Below are 15,411 nucleotides of genomic sequence, written 5' to 3' on the forward strand. Positions count from 1 at the left end.
CTTTCGTTAATTAATTCTTTTATTCGTATATTTACGAATAAATAAACTTAAGTTTTTTTAAATGTTCAGAAATTTCTTATTTAGTATGATATACTGAATGCATTTAATAATCAACTCTGCATAAATTAAAATTCTATTAAAAGAGCATTATAAAATTTTTATTTTATTAATTTGTTTTTATTTTTAATCATATTAATAAAACTTTTCATTTTTTTTATTAAATCATTAATTTAAGTTATAACCTTATGTATAATAATGCATTTTAAAAATTTATATAAGAATACAATATTTTACTCTTTATTAATATTTTTTTGAAAGCAATTAATCTAATAAATTCATTTTTCATATTTTTTATTGTTAAAAATTTATTTTAATATATAAAAATGAAAGAAGTATACTTAATTAAATCATTTGGATTTAGCTTTAAGTATACTTGCTTTTAATAAAATATATTATTTTATGCATATTCATTGTATATTTCGTGTTTTCCTTCTTTATAAAATTCTAATAATTAATCTAAAATCTAGTGAGTTTTAATTGCCAGTTGCTTTTCTATTTTATTTACATTCCACATAGTTAATCTAAAACTGAATAAAAAAGTTATACTATCATTATTTGATTATACATTTACATTCCACATAGTTAATCTAAAACAAGGAGGGAAAATCCCTCCTACCTCCTTCTATTCTAATTTACATTCCACATAGTTAATCTAAAACTTTAGAAAGTTTTGGTGCAAAAGTAACAGCAGTGTTATTTACATTCCACATAGTTAATCTAAAACAAATTAGGTGCGAAACCTTCATATCCTTTTATAAAAATTTACATTCCACATAGTTAATCTAAAACTTGTGTTGGAAAATGGCCAATCAGCTACCAACAGTGTATTTACATTCCACATAGTTAATCTAAAACTATTTTCATAACCTAAGCCAAACACCTCAACTTCTTCATTTACATTCCACATAGTTAATCTAAAACCTTTCATTATCTCCATACATCTAAGAATTGAATTTAAATTTACATTCCACATAGTTAATCTAAAACAAGATATAAAAATAAAAGATGAACCAAAAGAATTTAATTTACATTCCACATAGTTAATCTAAAACAATAGAAGAACTGGAACAAAAGATAGACTATATAACATTTACATTCCACATAGTTAATCTAAAACTTGCCAAATTTTAAACTAATATTTACTATTATATTGATTTACATTCCACATAGTTAATCTAAAACCTAGAGAAGAATTAGCTGAAGTAAGAGAGCTTAATAAATTTACATTCCACATAGTTAATCTAAAACTTTTTGTTCCTGCTTCCTGGATTATTTTAAATTGTACTATTTACATTCCACATAGTTAATCTAAAACAGATAAAGATAAAATGCTAATTCATTATAATGCAGAATTTACATTCCACATAGTTAATCTAAAACATGATAATTTTAATGATGATATGACTCCAGTTGATGAATTTACATTCCACATAGTTAATCTAAAACTTAAAGGCTACTTAAGGTTACATCGGGTTACAAAAATATTTACATTCCACATAGTTAATCTAAAACTTTGAGTAGCAGAATGAGAAGATTTCTTCAAGCTGCATTTACATTCCACATAGTTAATCTAAAACGAGACCAAGATTAAGTGCTTGGTCTTATTTTTTTTATTTACATTCCACATAGTTAATCTAAAACGTGAAGTAAAAGTTATTTCTTTCGATTTTAGAGCAATTTACATTCCACATAGTTAATCTAAAACAATTTATTCTTATCTAATCTATTCTGTGCTTCCATAAATTTACATTCCACATAGTTAATCTAAAACTTGATAAAACAATACCCAGTATTTAGTATATTATTAATTTACATTCCACATAGTTAATCTAAAACGGGGATTAGTTTTAGAATTTGGGAATTAAATATTGGATTTACATTCCACATAGTTAATCTAAAACAATTGAAGTAAGACAAACTTATAAAGGTGAAAAATAATTTACATTCCACATAGTTAATCTAAAACGATTTATAAATAATCCACGAAAAATTCAACGAATGGTATTTACATTCCACATAGTTAATCTAAAACCTATATGCAGAACTTACGATACAATTAGTTTGCGTACATTTACATTCCACATAGTTAATCTAAAACGAAAATGGATTTGTAAATGAATTATATCCTATAACAGATTTACATTCCACATAGTTAATCTAAAACATCATTAAGACTTAATAGTGCATTAATAAGAAAACTATTTACATTCCACATAGTTAATCTAAAACCCTATTTTTTTATATAAAAATCTCACCATTTTAAGCCATTTTCAAGCATTTTATTTAACAGAATAATTATTATTTTGCAGTAAACCATTAATAAGTTTTTAATTTATCTATAAGAAACCTACCTAAGCTAAGTAACATCAATGCTTTTCTAATGTATTTATAAAAATTAGGTTTACTGCAAATTACTTTTTAAATAAATAATGTATCTGCATTTCTCTCTATTCCGTATACTTTTTTATTTATATTATTAGGATTTTTAACTTCATAAACATAAAGAGAATCTCCTATCTCCATATACATTTTAACATCATGAACTAGCCTATTCAATTTGCTTTCTGTTATTTCGCCTTCAAATACTGAATTTTGAGTCCAAGTTAAACTCATTTTAAGTTTCTTTCTTACTTTATTTACTCTTTTTTCTCCAACATCATATACAACTATAACAAACATCTACCACCACGCTTTTAATCCTTTGTATTTTTCATCTTCAACTACAGCTTTGATAAGTTTATAACATTCTAACCTTATTAAATATCTATAAGATACTTTTCTATTTAAACTTCTATGTTTAATTGTTGTGTTTAATTTATTTTCATATTCAGTTATAAACTTTTTTCTTCCTAATTCGCTTAAATAGCATATTCCATTATCTTCTATAAAGTCTTTATTATTTAATATATTTTTATTTATTAATGTAAATATTATTGGATCAACTATTAATGGCTTAAATATCTCAGATATATCTAAAGATAATGAAAATCTTTTTGTAGATGGTTGATGTAAATAACTTATAGTTGGATCTAACTGGGTTTTATATATCTCTGATAAAGTTGTTGTATACATAAGACTATTACCAAAAGATATTAAAGCATTTATCTTATCTGTTGGAGGTCTTTTTTCTCTTCTATTAAATTTAAATTCTTCTTTTAAAAATTCATTATAAGATTCATAATATGTTTTTCTTATTCTTCCTTCTGCTCCCATAAGCTCTTCAATTGAATTTGAATTATTCATTATAATTCTCTCTTCCTCAATTTTATTTATATATTCTTTTGTTTTATCTTTATGTCTTCTTATATTTCTAAGCATATGATGTGTAGCAGAATCAATAAAAGCTTTTGCAATTTCTAATCTTTTAAAATAATTTGTATATGCCATTCCTTGATTTATAAGTAGAAATCCTGAAACATTTTTCTTTTTAGAATAATATGTTCCACTATAAAATCCATAATAATTATAAATACTTATCAATATACTGTATTTAGAAATATAATTTAAAAATTTAGTATTTAAATCTATTTCTCCAAACAGATGTAGTCTTTCTATACTTTCTATTGGTATTCCTTTTTTATTTTCTTGCTCATCAATAAAATATATAGTATTTTCCTTTCTTTTTATTCTTCCATTACTAAATATATAATAATCTCTTCCCATATCTTTAAACCTCCTCAACATAACAAAATTCATAATAAGAACACTTTTTACAATAAGGATATTTTATTCTAGCAGGAGGTTTTTCCATATTCAAAATCTTTTTAATATCTACAAGTACTTTTTCTATATATTTTTTATTTTCCTCTGTAAGTTCAACTTTTTCAGTTTTTCTTTCTGTTACATAATTTATTGTTCCAGTTCTTTTAATGCCAATCTTATCTAAATAATATAGATAATATAGTAATTGCATTTTATCAGATTCTTTCATTTTACTAGATATTTTAACTTCCCTTACTTCATTTTCTTCTAATATATCTAGCTTTATAAGTCCGTCTATAAGCTTTTCTTTATTTTCTTCTTTCTTTTTATAAGAATTTTCGTGTATAAGCTTACCTTGACTTACTCTATCACTATTTTCTTCCATACTTATTCCATTATTAAATAGCCATAGTTTTCTTTTACAAACAAAATAATAATTAAACTTTACTCCTTGAACTTTAAAATTTTCAAATTCAAAATCCATATTATCACCTCTTTTTAATTTGATGATAATATGAATAGATGACATAATCGGTGCCCATTTTTTATTTTATAAAAATTGTTCCTCATTAAATTCACTTAAATCTTTTCTAAATTCTACACCTTTTTCTATACTATAATCACAAGGGATAATATATAGTTCTTCAAATTTATTTATTTCTTTTTTTATAACTACATCTTTTTTCACTATATTTTTAAAACTCGTTTCTGATATAGAAACTGTTTTTTGCATTAATTCATCTTTTATTTTTAGTTTTTCTTCTCTATTCTTTAAAGTTTGTAACTTTTCTATTTTTAAATTTATTTCTTTTTCATTATCTTTATAAACTTGTTCTGGAATTACAGTTACAGATAAAATATCTCTAAGCTTTTGCTCATTCTTCTTTAAATCATAAGCTTCAACATTTCTAAAAGCACTTATAGTATTTTTTATTTCTTTATAATAATCAGATTTTTTAAGACTTTTTACACTATAAACCTCTTCTACCATTTTCATTTTTTCAAATTCATTAAGTTCTACGTTATCATATTTTAAAATACATTTTCTTGATTCATTAAATATTGTCCTATCTATTATTCCTCCCTTTTTAGATACACCTGATGGGAAAATATTTTCATTTCCTACAAATACATTTATATTTGCTTCATTTGTATATAAAGGTCTATTTCTATAAGCTCTGCCCATCCTTTGAAGAAGTCCTGATATATCTGAAAGCTCTGTAAATAACACATCAAAGTCTATATCTATACTTGCTTCTACTACTTGTGTTGTTATCCAAATTCCTTCAAACCCATTATCTAATTTTCCATGTTCAAAAATATCTCTTTCTTTTTTACTTCTATCCTCTTTTATAAACCTTGCATGAAATAAATTCACATTATTTATATTTTTCTCTTTTAACTTATCATAAATTTCTTGAGCTTTTTTTATTGTATTTACTATTACAAGCTTTTTCTTTCTTTTATCTTTTATTATTTTTTCTATATCTAATTCTGTTTCATAAACCTTTATTTTATGTCTAAGCATTGGACTTCCATCTATTTCTTTTAAAAATGGTTCTTTTGGTTTTAAATAGTGTTTATTTTCTTTAACTCCTAACATATTAAGAAAATACTCAAATATAGGTGGAAAAGTTGCTGTTACTATGCAAAACTTTCCTCCAACCTTTACAATCTCTTTTATTGCTATTAAAAGGTATGCTACAAGACTACTTGAATACATTTGAATTTCATCTATTACTATCTTAGAATAAGATAATGTTGCTTGTTTAAGTTCAAACCCTTCATATTTAAATATAAAGCTTATTAATTGATCTACTGTACAAACCGTTATAGGCATACTAAGTTGTTTTGTATGATTTAAATACCTTTCATCAAGTTCATTTTTTAAATCTCTCTTTAAATATTCTGAAGCTGTATCTGAATGTAAAAGTGCTACTTTTTCTTTTTTACATCCTATCTTTTTCTCATCTATAATTCTGTCATATATAGCATTTATAGAAACCTTTAATGGAAGTGTAAAAAATCCTTTTTCTTTTCCTATCCAAGCTAATGCACCTTCTGTTTTTCCTATTCCTGTTGAAGCTGTTATTATAAGATTTTTATCATTATTTTCTTCCATATAAAGTTGTAATTTATTAAATCCATTATATTGCTCTAAAGATTTTTTAACTAACATACACATATCACTTGGTTCTATTTCTACTTTTGTCTCACTACTTGCTGCAAAATCTATTTTATTTAAAAGACCTTTTAATATTATGAGGTTTTTACATATTTCTTCATTCTTTTTATATTTATCTGAATTTAAGATTCTAGTTTGCATTTCAATTATATATGACGTATCTAATTTTTCTATTTTACCTATATCATAAAATTCAAAATCATTAATATATTTTTTAACATCTTTTTCTACTACTTTTATTAAATCTCTCATTCTATTTTCATTTAATTTTTCTCTATTATGATGATAATAAATGATTTCTTTAAGAATTCTTATTTCTTCATTTGAAAATTTTTCTTTTAATTTTTCTATATTTAAAAAAGCAGGACTTATATATCCATGAGGAATTTCTTCTATATCTTCAATTTCTGATTTAATATCTTCAAATCTTTTTTCTCCTATTTCCTCATTTAATTTATTCATTATTTTATTTTGAAATTTAGAATTCATTTTTCCTAAATCATGATACAAACAAGCTAAATATAAAAGTTCCCAGTTAACATCTATTTTAGGATAAATCTTTTTTAATAAATAAAAATTATCTACAAGTTTTCTTGTATGTTCAATTATTGTTTCTTTTTTATATGTTTTTGCTAAAAATTTATTTTCCAATTAAAACACTCCTCTTAGTAAATCATTTTAAAAATATGTACTTTTAATTTTTCTATTTAAGATCTAATCCTTTTTATAGATAATTATTTAAAATTTTAGAGGATAGATATTCTACCCTCTGAAATTCTATATAAAAAATACTGGACTATTAAGTTCATCAACTAATATCTTTTCTTTAACTATATTATTTTTTTGACCATTGCAGTAGGCAACTTTAACTTTGCTCCATGTTCTTATTTCTACATCTTTTTTAATTTTTTTCTTTTCATAAATTTTATTTAAATTGTAAGTCGTGCTTATAACATTTTCAAAATAATCTTCTTCTATTGGAATATAATAATTTCCTTTAAATTTTATATTTTCATCTAACCTATGAACTTCTTCTAAGTAAACTATCTCAGCATTCTTTATTAAAATTAAATCTTCTCTTCTTCCAAGTGATATATATTCCTTTGGCTTTCTAAAAGAATTTAATATAGTTTCTAAAAGTTCTTCATCTTCTGGAATTACATGTATTATTAAATTTACATCTACTAATAATTCTGTAGTAGATACTCCTCTTGTAACACCATAACTTTTCCCCTTCTCTTTACTATCAAGTTTTAATTGGTGTCTATCTTTTTCAAAAGTTGAACCTGCAAATTCATACCTTGTATATAAATCATAAACTTTTGACTTATATTCACCTGATATTGATACATCCATAGATTTATATTCTTTAAATCCACATGCAAAATGAATCATTCCTATAACTGTAGATGGAGCTGGAAGTGGATAACTTTCCTTTAATTGAAAGCTTGCTGGCTTTTTATAGTTAACTAGATTTTGATAAATTTCAAGCCTTATAGCTTTTTTCTTTTCCAAGTTAATCACCTACTTACTATAGTATTCTTCTACTTTACCTTCTAAAAGTTTAAAGAATTCTCCTATTTCTTTTGCATTTAGTTCTTCTTTTATTTGGTCATTATTATTAAATATTCCTTCATTTAACCCAACTATAGTATTTTCTTTTATCTCTTCATCTAAGGAAAGTACTGATTTAATAGCATCTATATTTAAGCTATTGTTAAATGACTGTACTCGATTTTCAAAGAAAGGATTTTTAACATCATAAACTCCACCAATTGCAAATATAGGAGATAAATTTTCTCTTCTTCCTTTTATATCTCTATACAAAAATTTTAATGTCTTTAATAAATTTTTTATTCTATTACTTTTTTCTTCATTTGGAATTTCTATATTATCATTTTCATCAATTCCAACCTTATCTAAATCTATAGCAATTGTATATGCATAATAAGATTTGTGAATTTCACTTTGAGCTATGTTTCCCCCTTCTTTTTTCTTATCAGCTGTTTCATTATATCTGTCTAAAAGACCTTTATTTGTTAAAAAATCAATATCCGCATTAAATGTTTCAAGTGCAATCGCATTTGATAATCTAACCACTGCTGCTCTTGTTTTAACTGGCTTTTTTGTTTTCATATATCCAAACAAATCTATTTCTGCATATTCATCAATTTTTGCATCAGGATGAAATTGTAGAACTTCACCATCTAAATCTAATTTTGTTTTATATTCTTCCATTTGATTAACTATATCGTATCTTAAAGCTTGTCTTGATATATAAGAATAAGCTCTTCCACCATCTCTAGTTATCTTTTTAAGTGAAGTTACATTTCCAACCCCTTCACCATAGTTAGCACTTTCTGCCTCAAATATAAATGTTGCTGTTAATCCCTTATTTTCCATTATTATTTTCTCCTCCTTCATTTTTAACTTCTATTCCTTGTAAACCAATAATAAATGCATATCCTACACTAGAAAGTCTGTCATTATATCCCAATGCTTTTATAAAATCTGTAGGTATTTCTTTTCTTACATACATATAAGAATTTATAAGTGTATCCATAAATTTTCCTGTATCTTTTGTTTTAAGTGCATTTAAAAGTCTATAAGTTATTCCTTGTAACTTTGATTCTGACGACTTATCTTTATAAGCTTCTCTAAGCTTTAACCCATAATTCTTATACTTACTACTTTCAGTTAAATTCATATCTTTTACTCCTTTCATATATAAAACTGAGTTATTTATATTTAAAATTCTTTCTATGCTATAAATTCCTTTAAAACTTCCATTTAGATATAAAATTAATAATTGATGTATTAAATCAAACATATTACTTCCATTAAATAGCCTTTTCACAACTTCATTGTATACGTTTATATAATATTTATCTGTAACTTTAACCGTAACTTTTATAAGATTTTCTAAGTTTTTTCTATGTGAATACATAATCCACATAACTTCTTTAGATAACATATTAAAAGTATATGGTCTAGAAGAATTACTTGAATCAAATTTTATAACCTGTATATTTTCAAATTCTTCTTTTATATTTTCTACTGATTGATTTTTCATATAATTAACTATATTTAGATAACTTTTATTCTCCATTTCTTCAAATTTATCTGAATCATAGAAGTCTCTAGTTACATTAACTTGCTTAAGGCTCTCTAAACTTGAATTTTTGTTTATAAAAATTCCTTGTCCATACATTATGTTAAATCCTAATGGAACACATGAATAAACTAAATTACATATAGGACATATATATGCATCAGAATTCAAATTCCAAAAATGAGATGATTTTCTACTAGAATCTACTCCTGTTTTTACTAGCCAAGTTAATTCATATGAATCTGGTTTTCCAAGCTTTGAAATCTTATTATCACAAATAAAGCAATTATATTTATATTTTTCTTTATTAACTGAGTTATATTTTAAAACAGGATTTATAAAATCTTCTTTATAAAGCTTATACATATCCTCTTTATTATTAGTCTTTAGTAATAAGCTTACATTAGTCCAAAATGGTTGAATTATATCATACATAACATTTTTAGCTGCTATTATTCTAAAAACTTCTTCATCTGAAAAGAAATCAATTATTTCTCCTAACAAGTTAGCTTGTTTTAAAACTTCGCCTCTTTTAATTTCTTCTATATCACTTTTTTCCTCTTTTTTAGTTAGCTTTATTTTTGATAACTCTTTAGCTTTTCCTAAAATATCAAAATCATTTTCTATTATCAAATATCCATTTTTATAACTATTTGAAGTAATTTTAGGCTTTATATACTCAATAGCTTTATTTATTTCACTTATTAATTCTTTAGTTAATTTAGATGTTTTTATTCTATCTAATAAAGATTCATAAGCGATTATTTTTGATATAGATAATCTTTCTTTATGAGTATCTATCATTAATCTAAAATAATCTTCTTCAAAATCTTCTAAACACTCTTCATCAAATTCAATGTAATCTTTATCTTCATCTATAAATGTGTTTACTTCTAGAACTTTTATAAGTCCTATTATTCCTGCATTTTTAAGCCAATCTCCTTTTTCAATTCTTATAGTTCCCAAAGTTACACCTCCTTTTATATAATTTCAAATAATCCATATCCTTCAGATCTTCTAAATCCAAGTCCTGATTTTAAAAGCACATTTAAATCCTCTATATCACCCTCTAAATTAAATAACCCATGATAACAATTAACATACATAATATCTTTATTTGTATTTTCTTTAAATCCTTCTATTTCCTCTTTAACAACTTTTTTTCTCATAGCTACATTTATAAATTTTAAATGTTTATTTAAACCATATCCTCTATAAACTTCTAAAAATTTATTAGAAATATAGTTTAATTCTTTTTCAAAATCTTCATCTTCAATGGCTATTGGATTATTATCTCTATCACGTATGTATATAGGCGATAAAGTTTTACAAGGTATAAATCCATTTTTTGCTTCTTTTTCTTTCAATAAAACTACTCTATCAATAGAAATTTTAAAATCTTTATACTTGAACTCTTTTAATTTTAAAACTCCATTATATATTGCAATTCCTAAATTATAATCTGGCGTACTAACTGTTAATTCAACTCCACCAACAGTTTCTATTATTTTTTCTTCTATCTTAAAATTGTTTAAAAATATAGAAAAGCAAAATGGTTTTATTTTTTTATTTTTTTTAGAGTTCCAAAAATATAAATCATTAAATAAACTTTTATCACCTAATTCTATTGTTTTTTTTAATAAACTTACAAACATAAAATTACTATTTCTAGGAATCTTATCTGCACTTATAAAAAATTTAAATTTCATTTTATTCTCTAGTAAAAGTTATTTCCTTTACTAAAAATTCACCTCCACCTTTCAAAGATAAATATTTATGTCTCATTGACTTTATATTAAAGTATAATGATGACATAAACAGGTTCTAATTATTTTTTATTTTAATTTTTTTAGATTTTTTTCTAAAATTTCTTTTATTTCTTCTCTTAATTCTTTTGGTTCTAAAATTTCAACAGAATTTATCATACTTAAAATCCATGAGAGTAGTTCAGGAGCTTTTTTCATCTTAGCTTCAAAAATTATATTTCCATCTTCACTTTCATATATAACTTGATTATCAACCCAAATCCTTTCTTTTACTGTATTTGCTATTGGATGATAAATTTTAAGTCTTATATTTATGTCTTCACCACAAAATATTCCTATATTATTTTTTTCATATTCTTTAATTAGCTTGTCCACATCTATAGTCTTTTCAAATTTTATAGTTTTAACAAAACACCATTTAATTCTTACTAACTTAAAAAATCTTATTTCATTCCTTAATAAGCAATTTGCAATTAAATATGTTTCTCCTTTATATGAAAAAAATTTATATGGTTGTACATCCCTTTTAGATTTTTTACCATTATTATCTTCATATTCTATAGATAATTCATTTGAATTTATTATTGCTGAGTATATCTCATTTTGCATATTCTTAAATTCATCACTTTGTGGTTTTATTCTTGAATATGGCATAAATTGAATTCTACTTTCTTCTTTTTCATTATTTAAAATAGAATAATTTATTTTATCTATAGCATTTTTTAATTTTGTATCTTCTCCAGCGTCAATACTAAATAATTTTAATTTTAAAAGCATTATTTCATCTTCTGTAAGTAATTCTTTTACTGGAAGACATTTATCTACTATCCTATATCCTCCTTTTGGTCCTGGTACAGATTCTATATTAAATATTTCTGATAACTTATTTTTATATCTACTTACTTGTCTTTCTGATACACCTAATTTTTCTGCAAACTCTTTTTTACTTATTAACCTATTACTACTTAAGTTAACTAACATCATTAAGCAATTTGATATATCACTCATTGCAATTCCTCTTTTCATAATTAATTATGCGGGGTTTAATTTTATTTTACCTTTTTTTACATTTATTTCAAATATATTTTTTATAATAATTTTAAATTACAATTTTTATTCTAATTTTAACTTTATTTTTCTTATTTTTTTAAATAAAAAAATCAGGACCTTAAATATCCTGATTTTTTCATCATAGTTAATCTAAAATAATATAATTATATAAACACTATACAAATAAAAATAGCTACCCAATTTCAGGTAACTATTTTTATTAAAATATTCTCTTCTCTACTCCTCAACATTAGCCAATGTATAACTTCTTTGTTGTATTTGAATATTAAGGTTACTATAACTTCTAGGTGTATTATGAGTTGTATCATAAGTAAGAGCTTGTGCAAATTGGCTATTAGGATATAGTTCCTCTTCTTGCTCTAAATATTTATCTGCTTCATATAAGTTTCCATATTCTAAAGCTTTTTCTCCCTTTTCATATATTTGAAAAGGATAGCTGCTATTACAAAGCTCTGTAATGTTTTGTATTTTATTATTTAAATACTTATTATCTGTATGCAATGTATTTAATATTTCTAGTGCTGGCCCATATTGTTCATTATTTGCATAATTTATTGCACCATTTAATTGTATAGCTATATTATCATAATTCCTTAATACTATTTCTTGATTTTCAATAGCTTGTCTTTGAGAACTTGTTATAGCAAATACATCTTGCATTGCTTCCACAGCTTTTTTATAATTCCCAGTTGCTAAATAATTATTACTGCTTGCTATAGATGATTTAACATTTGAACTTAAATATTCATATGTAACATATCCTAGTGAACCTAAACAAATTAAAACTATTATAATTATACCGATTTTTTTCATCTATTTTACCTCCACTGTAAATTTTATAAATATTTAAATTGTAATAATAACTGTTCAATAAATAAAATTTCTTTTTATTTATTGAATTTTATATCATGTAATCCATTTATTAAATATCTTAATAAAAGATTCTTTTTTATACATATTATCATACATATAAAGCCAAATATTTTAAATATTATTAAATATAAAGAAAATTTATAATTTAGATACTTTATTATTTAAATAATAAAAAATAGTTCTCTATTTCTAGAGAACTATTTTTGTATAGATTTACTTTATATTATCTCATTCTCAAAACCCAAATAACCCTCAAATGAAAGTGAGTTTTTGCAATTAATTTTATTTATTTTGAATAGGCTTAATGCTCCAAATGTCTTTTGCATATTCAAGAATAGTTCTGTCTGATGAGAATATTCCCGCATTACAAGTATTCATAAAGCACATTTTAGCCCATTTTTCGCTATCTTTATAAGCTTTAAATACTCTTTCTTCTGCTAATTTAAATGCTTCAAAATCAGCAAGTAAAAGGTATTGATCATTTTCTTCAATTAATGATTTATAAAGCTCTTTGTAAAATCCTGTTCCTTCATCATTAAATGTTCCATCTATTAATGAATCTACAACTCTCTTAATATCTTTATTTTTTTCATAATATTCTTTTGAGCTGTATTTTCCTCTTATATTTTCTATCTCTTCAACTGTTAATCCAAAGATAAAGTTGTTTTCTTCTCCACTTTCTCTTACAATTTCAACATTTGCTCCATCCATTGTTCCAAAAGTAGGTGCTCCATTTAGCATGAATTTCATATTTCCTGTTCCTGAAGCTTCTTTTCCTGCTGTTGAGATTTGTTTTGATATATCAGCTGCTGGGAACAATTTTTCTGCATATGAAACTCTATAATTTTCTACAAATACAACCTTTATCTTATCTTTAACAACTGGGTCATTATCTATAAGATTTGCTACATCATTTGTAAATTTAATTATTGCTTTTGCTCTTCTATACCCTGGGAACGCTTTTGCCCCATAAATAAATGTTATTTTAGGAATATCTAAGCTTGGATTTTCTTTTATTCTGTAATAAAGGTCTAAAACATATAATGTGTTTAATAATTGTCTCTTATATTCATGAAGCCTTTTTACTTGTATATCAAATAAAGAATCTGGATTTATATCAATTCCACTAGTTTCTTTAATATATTTAGCTAATTGAACCTTCTTTTCTTTCTTTATAATCATAAATCTATCAAGAACTTTTTTATCATCAGCATACTTTTCTAAAGTTTTAAGTTTACTTAAATCTTTAACCCAAGATTCATCTCCTATAAGCTCTGTTATAAAGCTTGATAACTCTTTATTACAAAGTCTTATCCATCTTCTTGGTGTAATTCCATTTGTTTTGTTTTGGAATTTATCAGGGTAAAGCTCATACCAATTATGAAGTTCTATGTCTTTTAATATATCTGTATGAAGCTTAGCAACTCCATTTACAGCAAATCCTATGTGAATAGCTAAGTTTGCCATTCTCACTTGTTTATCATTTATTATTCTAAACTCATTTATTTCTTCTTTAGAATATCCTTTTTCAACTAATTCTTTTATAAATCTTAAATCAATTTCTTCTATGATTTCTAAAATTCTTGGGAATAATTCTTCTATAAATTCTACATTCCATTTTTCTAATGCTTCAGCTAATATTGTATGATTTGTATATGCAAAAATCTTTTCTGCAATTTCTATTGCTTTATCTATTTTTACTTGCTTTTCATCAACTAAAATTCTTATAAGCTCTGGTATTCCTAAAACTGGGTGAGTGTCATTTAATTGAATTGCAACATATTTAGGAAGTTCACTATAATCAGTACCATGAAGATTCTCAAATTCTTTTATTATATCTTGAATTGAAGCACTTACTAAGAAATATTGTTGTTTAAGTCTTAATAATTTTCCTTCTCTTGTATCATCATTTGGATAAAGAACTCTTGAAATATGTTCTGCTTTATTTTTTAATAATACAGAATCATCAAATCTACCTGAATTAAAAACATTAAAATCAAAGCTTTCTATTGGCTCACATTTCCAAAGTCTTAATGTATTTATATTCTTGCTATCATATCCTATAATTGGTGTATCATAAGGAACTGCATAAACATCCATTCCATTAAAATGTACTATAACCTTTTCTTTTTCACGTCTTATACTCCATGGATCTCCATAAGTTAACCAATTATCAGCTGTTTCATATTGAAATCCATTTTTAAAGTTTTGTTTAAATAATCCATTTGAATATCTTATTCCATAACCTCTTAGTGGAATTTCCATAGTTGCTGCTGAATCCATAAAACAAGCTGCAAGTCTTCCAAGTCCACCATTACCAAGTGCAGCATCTTCTTCTGCTTCCTCAATAGCATTTAAATCTACATTTAACTCTTCTAAAAGCTCTTTCACTTCATCATATAACTTAAGGCTTATAAGATTGTTTCCAAGTGCTCTTCCCATTAAATATTCAGCAGATAAATAAAATGCTTGTTTTCTTTCTCTATAAATATCTGTTGTGTTATTCCAATCATCTATTATAGTTTCCATTAAAGCTGTTGAAAGGCTACTAAATATTTCACCTTTATTTGCATGTTCAATATCTGTTCCATATTTTATTTTTAATTGTCTTTTTAAACCTTCTTTAATTAGCTCTTTCATTT

11 protein-coding genes and 1 CRISPR repeat array are annotated in these 15,411 nt (G+C 24.1%); all 11 genes read right to left on the bottom strand.

Going from position 1 to position 15,411, the window contains the following annotated elements:
- The first annotated feature begins 559 nt into the window (after positions 1-559).
- A CRISPR array of direct repeats spans positions 560-2,289; the repeat unit is 29 nt; unit sequence ATTTACATTCCACATAGTTAATCTAAAAC.
- Positions 2,290-2,478: 189 nt separating this feature from the next.
- The 11 genes from cas2 to HMPREF1092_RS14115 all read right to left on the bottom strand — a co-directional run bounded on the left by cas2 (position 2,479) and on the right by HMPREF1092_RS14115 (position 15,409).
- Positions 2,479-2,739 carry a CRISPR-associated endonuclease Cas2 gene (gene cas2, locus HMPREF1092_RS14065; RefSeq protein WP_002599333.1) on the bottom strand — a complete coding sequence of 87 codons (261 nt, stop codon included), beginning with the start codon at positions 2,737-2,739 and terminating at the stop codon, positions 2,479-2,481.
- Entirely contained in the window at positions 2,740-3,723 is a 984-nt protein-coding gene (cas1b, locus tag HMPREF1092_RS14070; protein WP_002599334.1) for a type I-B CRISPR-associated endonuclease Cas1b, read from the bottom strand. It abuts the gene before it with no gap.
- A 4-nt stretch (positions 3,724-3,727) separates the two neighbouring features.
- Positions 3,728-4,246, bottom strand: a complete 519-nt coding sequence (cas4, locus tag HMPREF1092_RS14075) for a CRISPR-associated protein Cas4 (RefSeq protein WP_002599335.1) — start codon at positions 4,244-4,246, stop codon at positions 3,728-3,730.
- Positions 4,247-4,312: 66 nt separating this feature from the next.
- The gene (locus HMPREF1092_RS14080) at positions 4,313-6,598 is read right to left on the bottom strand and encodes a CRISPR-associated helicase/endonuclease Cas3 (protein WP_002599336.1); all 2,286 of its coding nucleotides are present in this window, start codon (positions 6,596-6,598) and stop codon (positions 4,313-4,315) included.
- 126 nt (positions 6,599-6,724) lie between these two features.
- Positions 6,725-7,462 carry a CRISPR-associated protein Cas5 gene (gene cas5 / locus HMPREF1092_RS14085; protein ID WP_002599337.1) on the bottom strand — a complete coding sequence of 246 codons (738 nt, stop codon included), beginning with the start codon at positions 7,460-7,462 and terminating at the stop codon, positions 6,725-6,727.
- A gap of 9 nt (positions 7,463-7,471) precedes the next feature.
- Positions 7,472-8,350 carry a type I-B CRISPR-associated protein Cas7/Cst2/DevR gene (cas7i, locus tag HMPREF1092_RS14090; RefSeq protein WP_002599338.1) on the bottom strand — a complete coding sequence of 293 codons (879 nt, stop codon included), beginning with the start codon at positions 8,348-8,350 and terminating at the stop codon, positions 7,472-7,474.
- Positions 8,340-10,025, bottom strand: coding sequence for a type I-B CRISPR-associated protein Cas8b1/Cst1 (gene cas8a1 / locus HMPREF1092_RS14095; protein ID WP_002599339.1), 1,686 nt, complete (start codon positions 10,023-10,025; stop codon positions 8,340-8,342). Before cas8a1 ends, cas7i begins: the two co-directional genes overlap by 11 nt.
- Before the next feature lie 14 nt (positions 10,026-10,039).
- Positions 10,040-10,768, bottom strand: coding sequence for a CRISPR-associated endoribonuclease Cas6 (cas6, locus tag HMPREF1092_RS14100; protein WP_002599340.1), 729 nt, complete (start codon positions 10,766-10,768; stop codon positions 10,040-10,042).
- Positions 10,769-10,894: 126 nt separating this feature from the next.
- On the bottom strand, positions 10,895-11,851 hold the full coding sequence (locus tag HMPREF1092_RS14105) for a helix-turn-helix transcriptional regulator (protein WP_242830430.1): 957 nt from the start codon (positions 11,849-11,851) through the stop codon (positions 10,895-10,897).
- Positions 11,852-12,112: 261 nt separating this feature from the next.
- A complete protein-coding gene (locus HMPREF1092_RS14110) occupies positions 12,113-12,709 on the bottom strand; it encodes a hypothetical protein (protein WP_002599342.1) in 597 nt (198 codons plus the stop codon).
- A 342-nt stretch (positions 12,710-13,051) separates the two neighbouring features.
- Positions 13,052-15,409 (bottom strand): glycogen/starch/alpha-glucan phosphorylase, encoded by a 2,358-nt coding sequence (locus HMPREF1092_RS14115; RefSeq protein WP_002599343.1) that lies wholly within the window; start codon positions 15,407-15,409, stop codon positions 13,052-13,054.
- Positions 15,410-15,411: the final 2 nt, after the last annotated feature.

This window comes from Clostridium thermobutyricum, assembly GCF_000371465.1.
GTDB lineage: Bacteria > Bacillota > Clostridia > Clostridiales > Clostridiaceae > Clostridium > Clostridium thermobutyricum.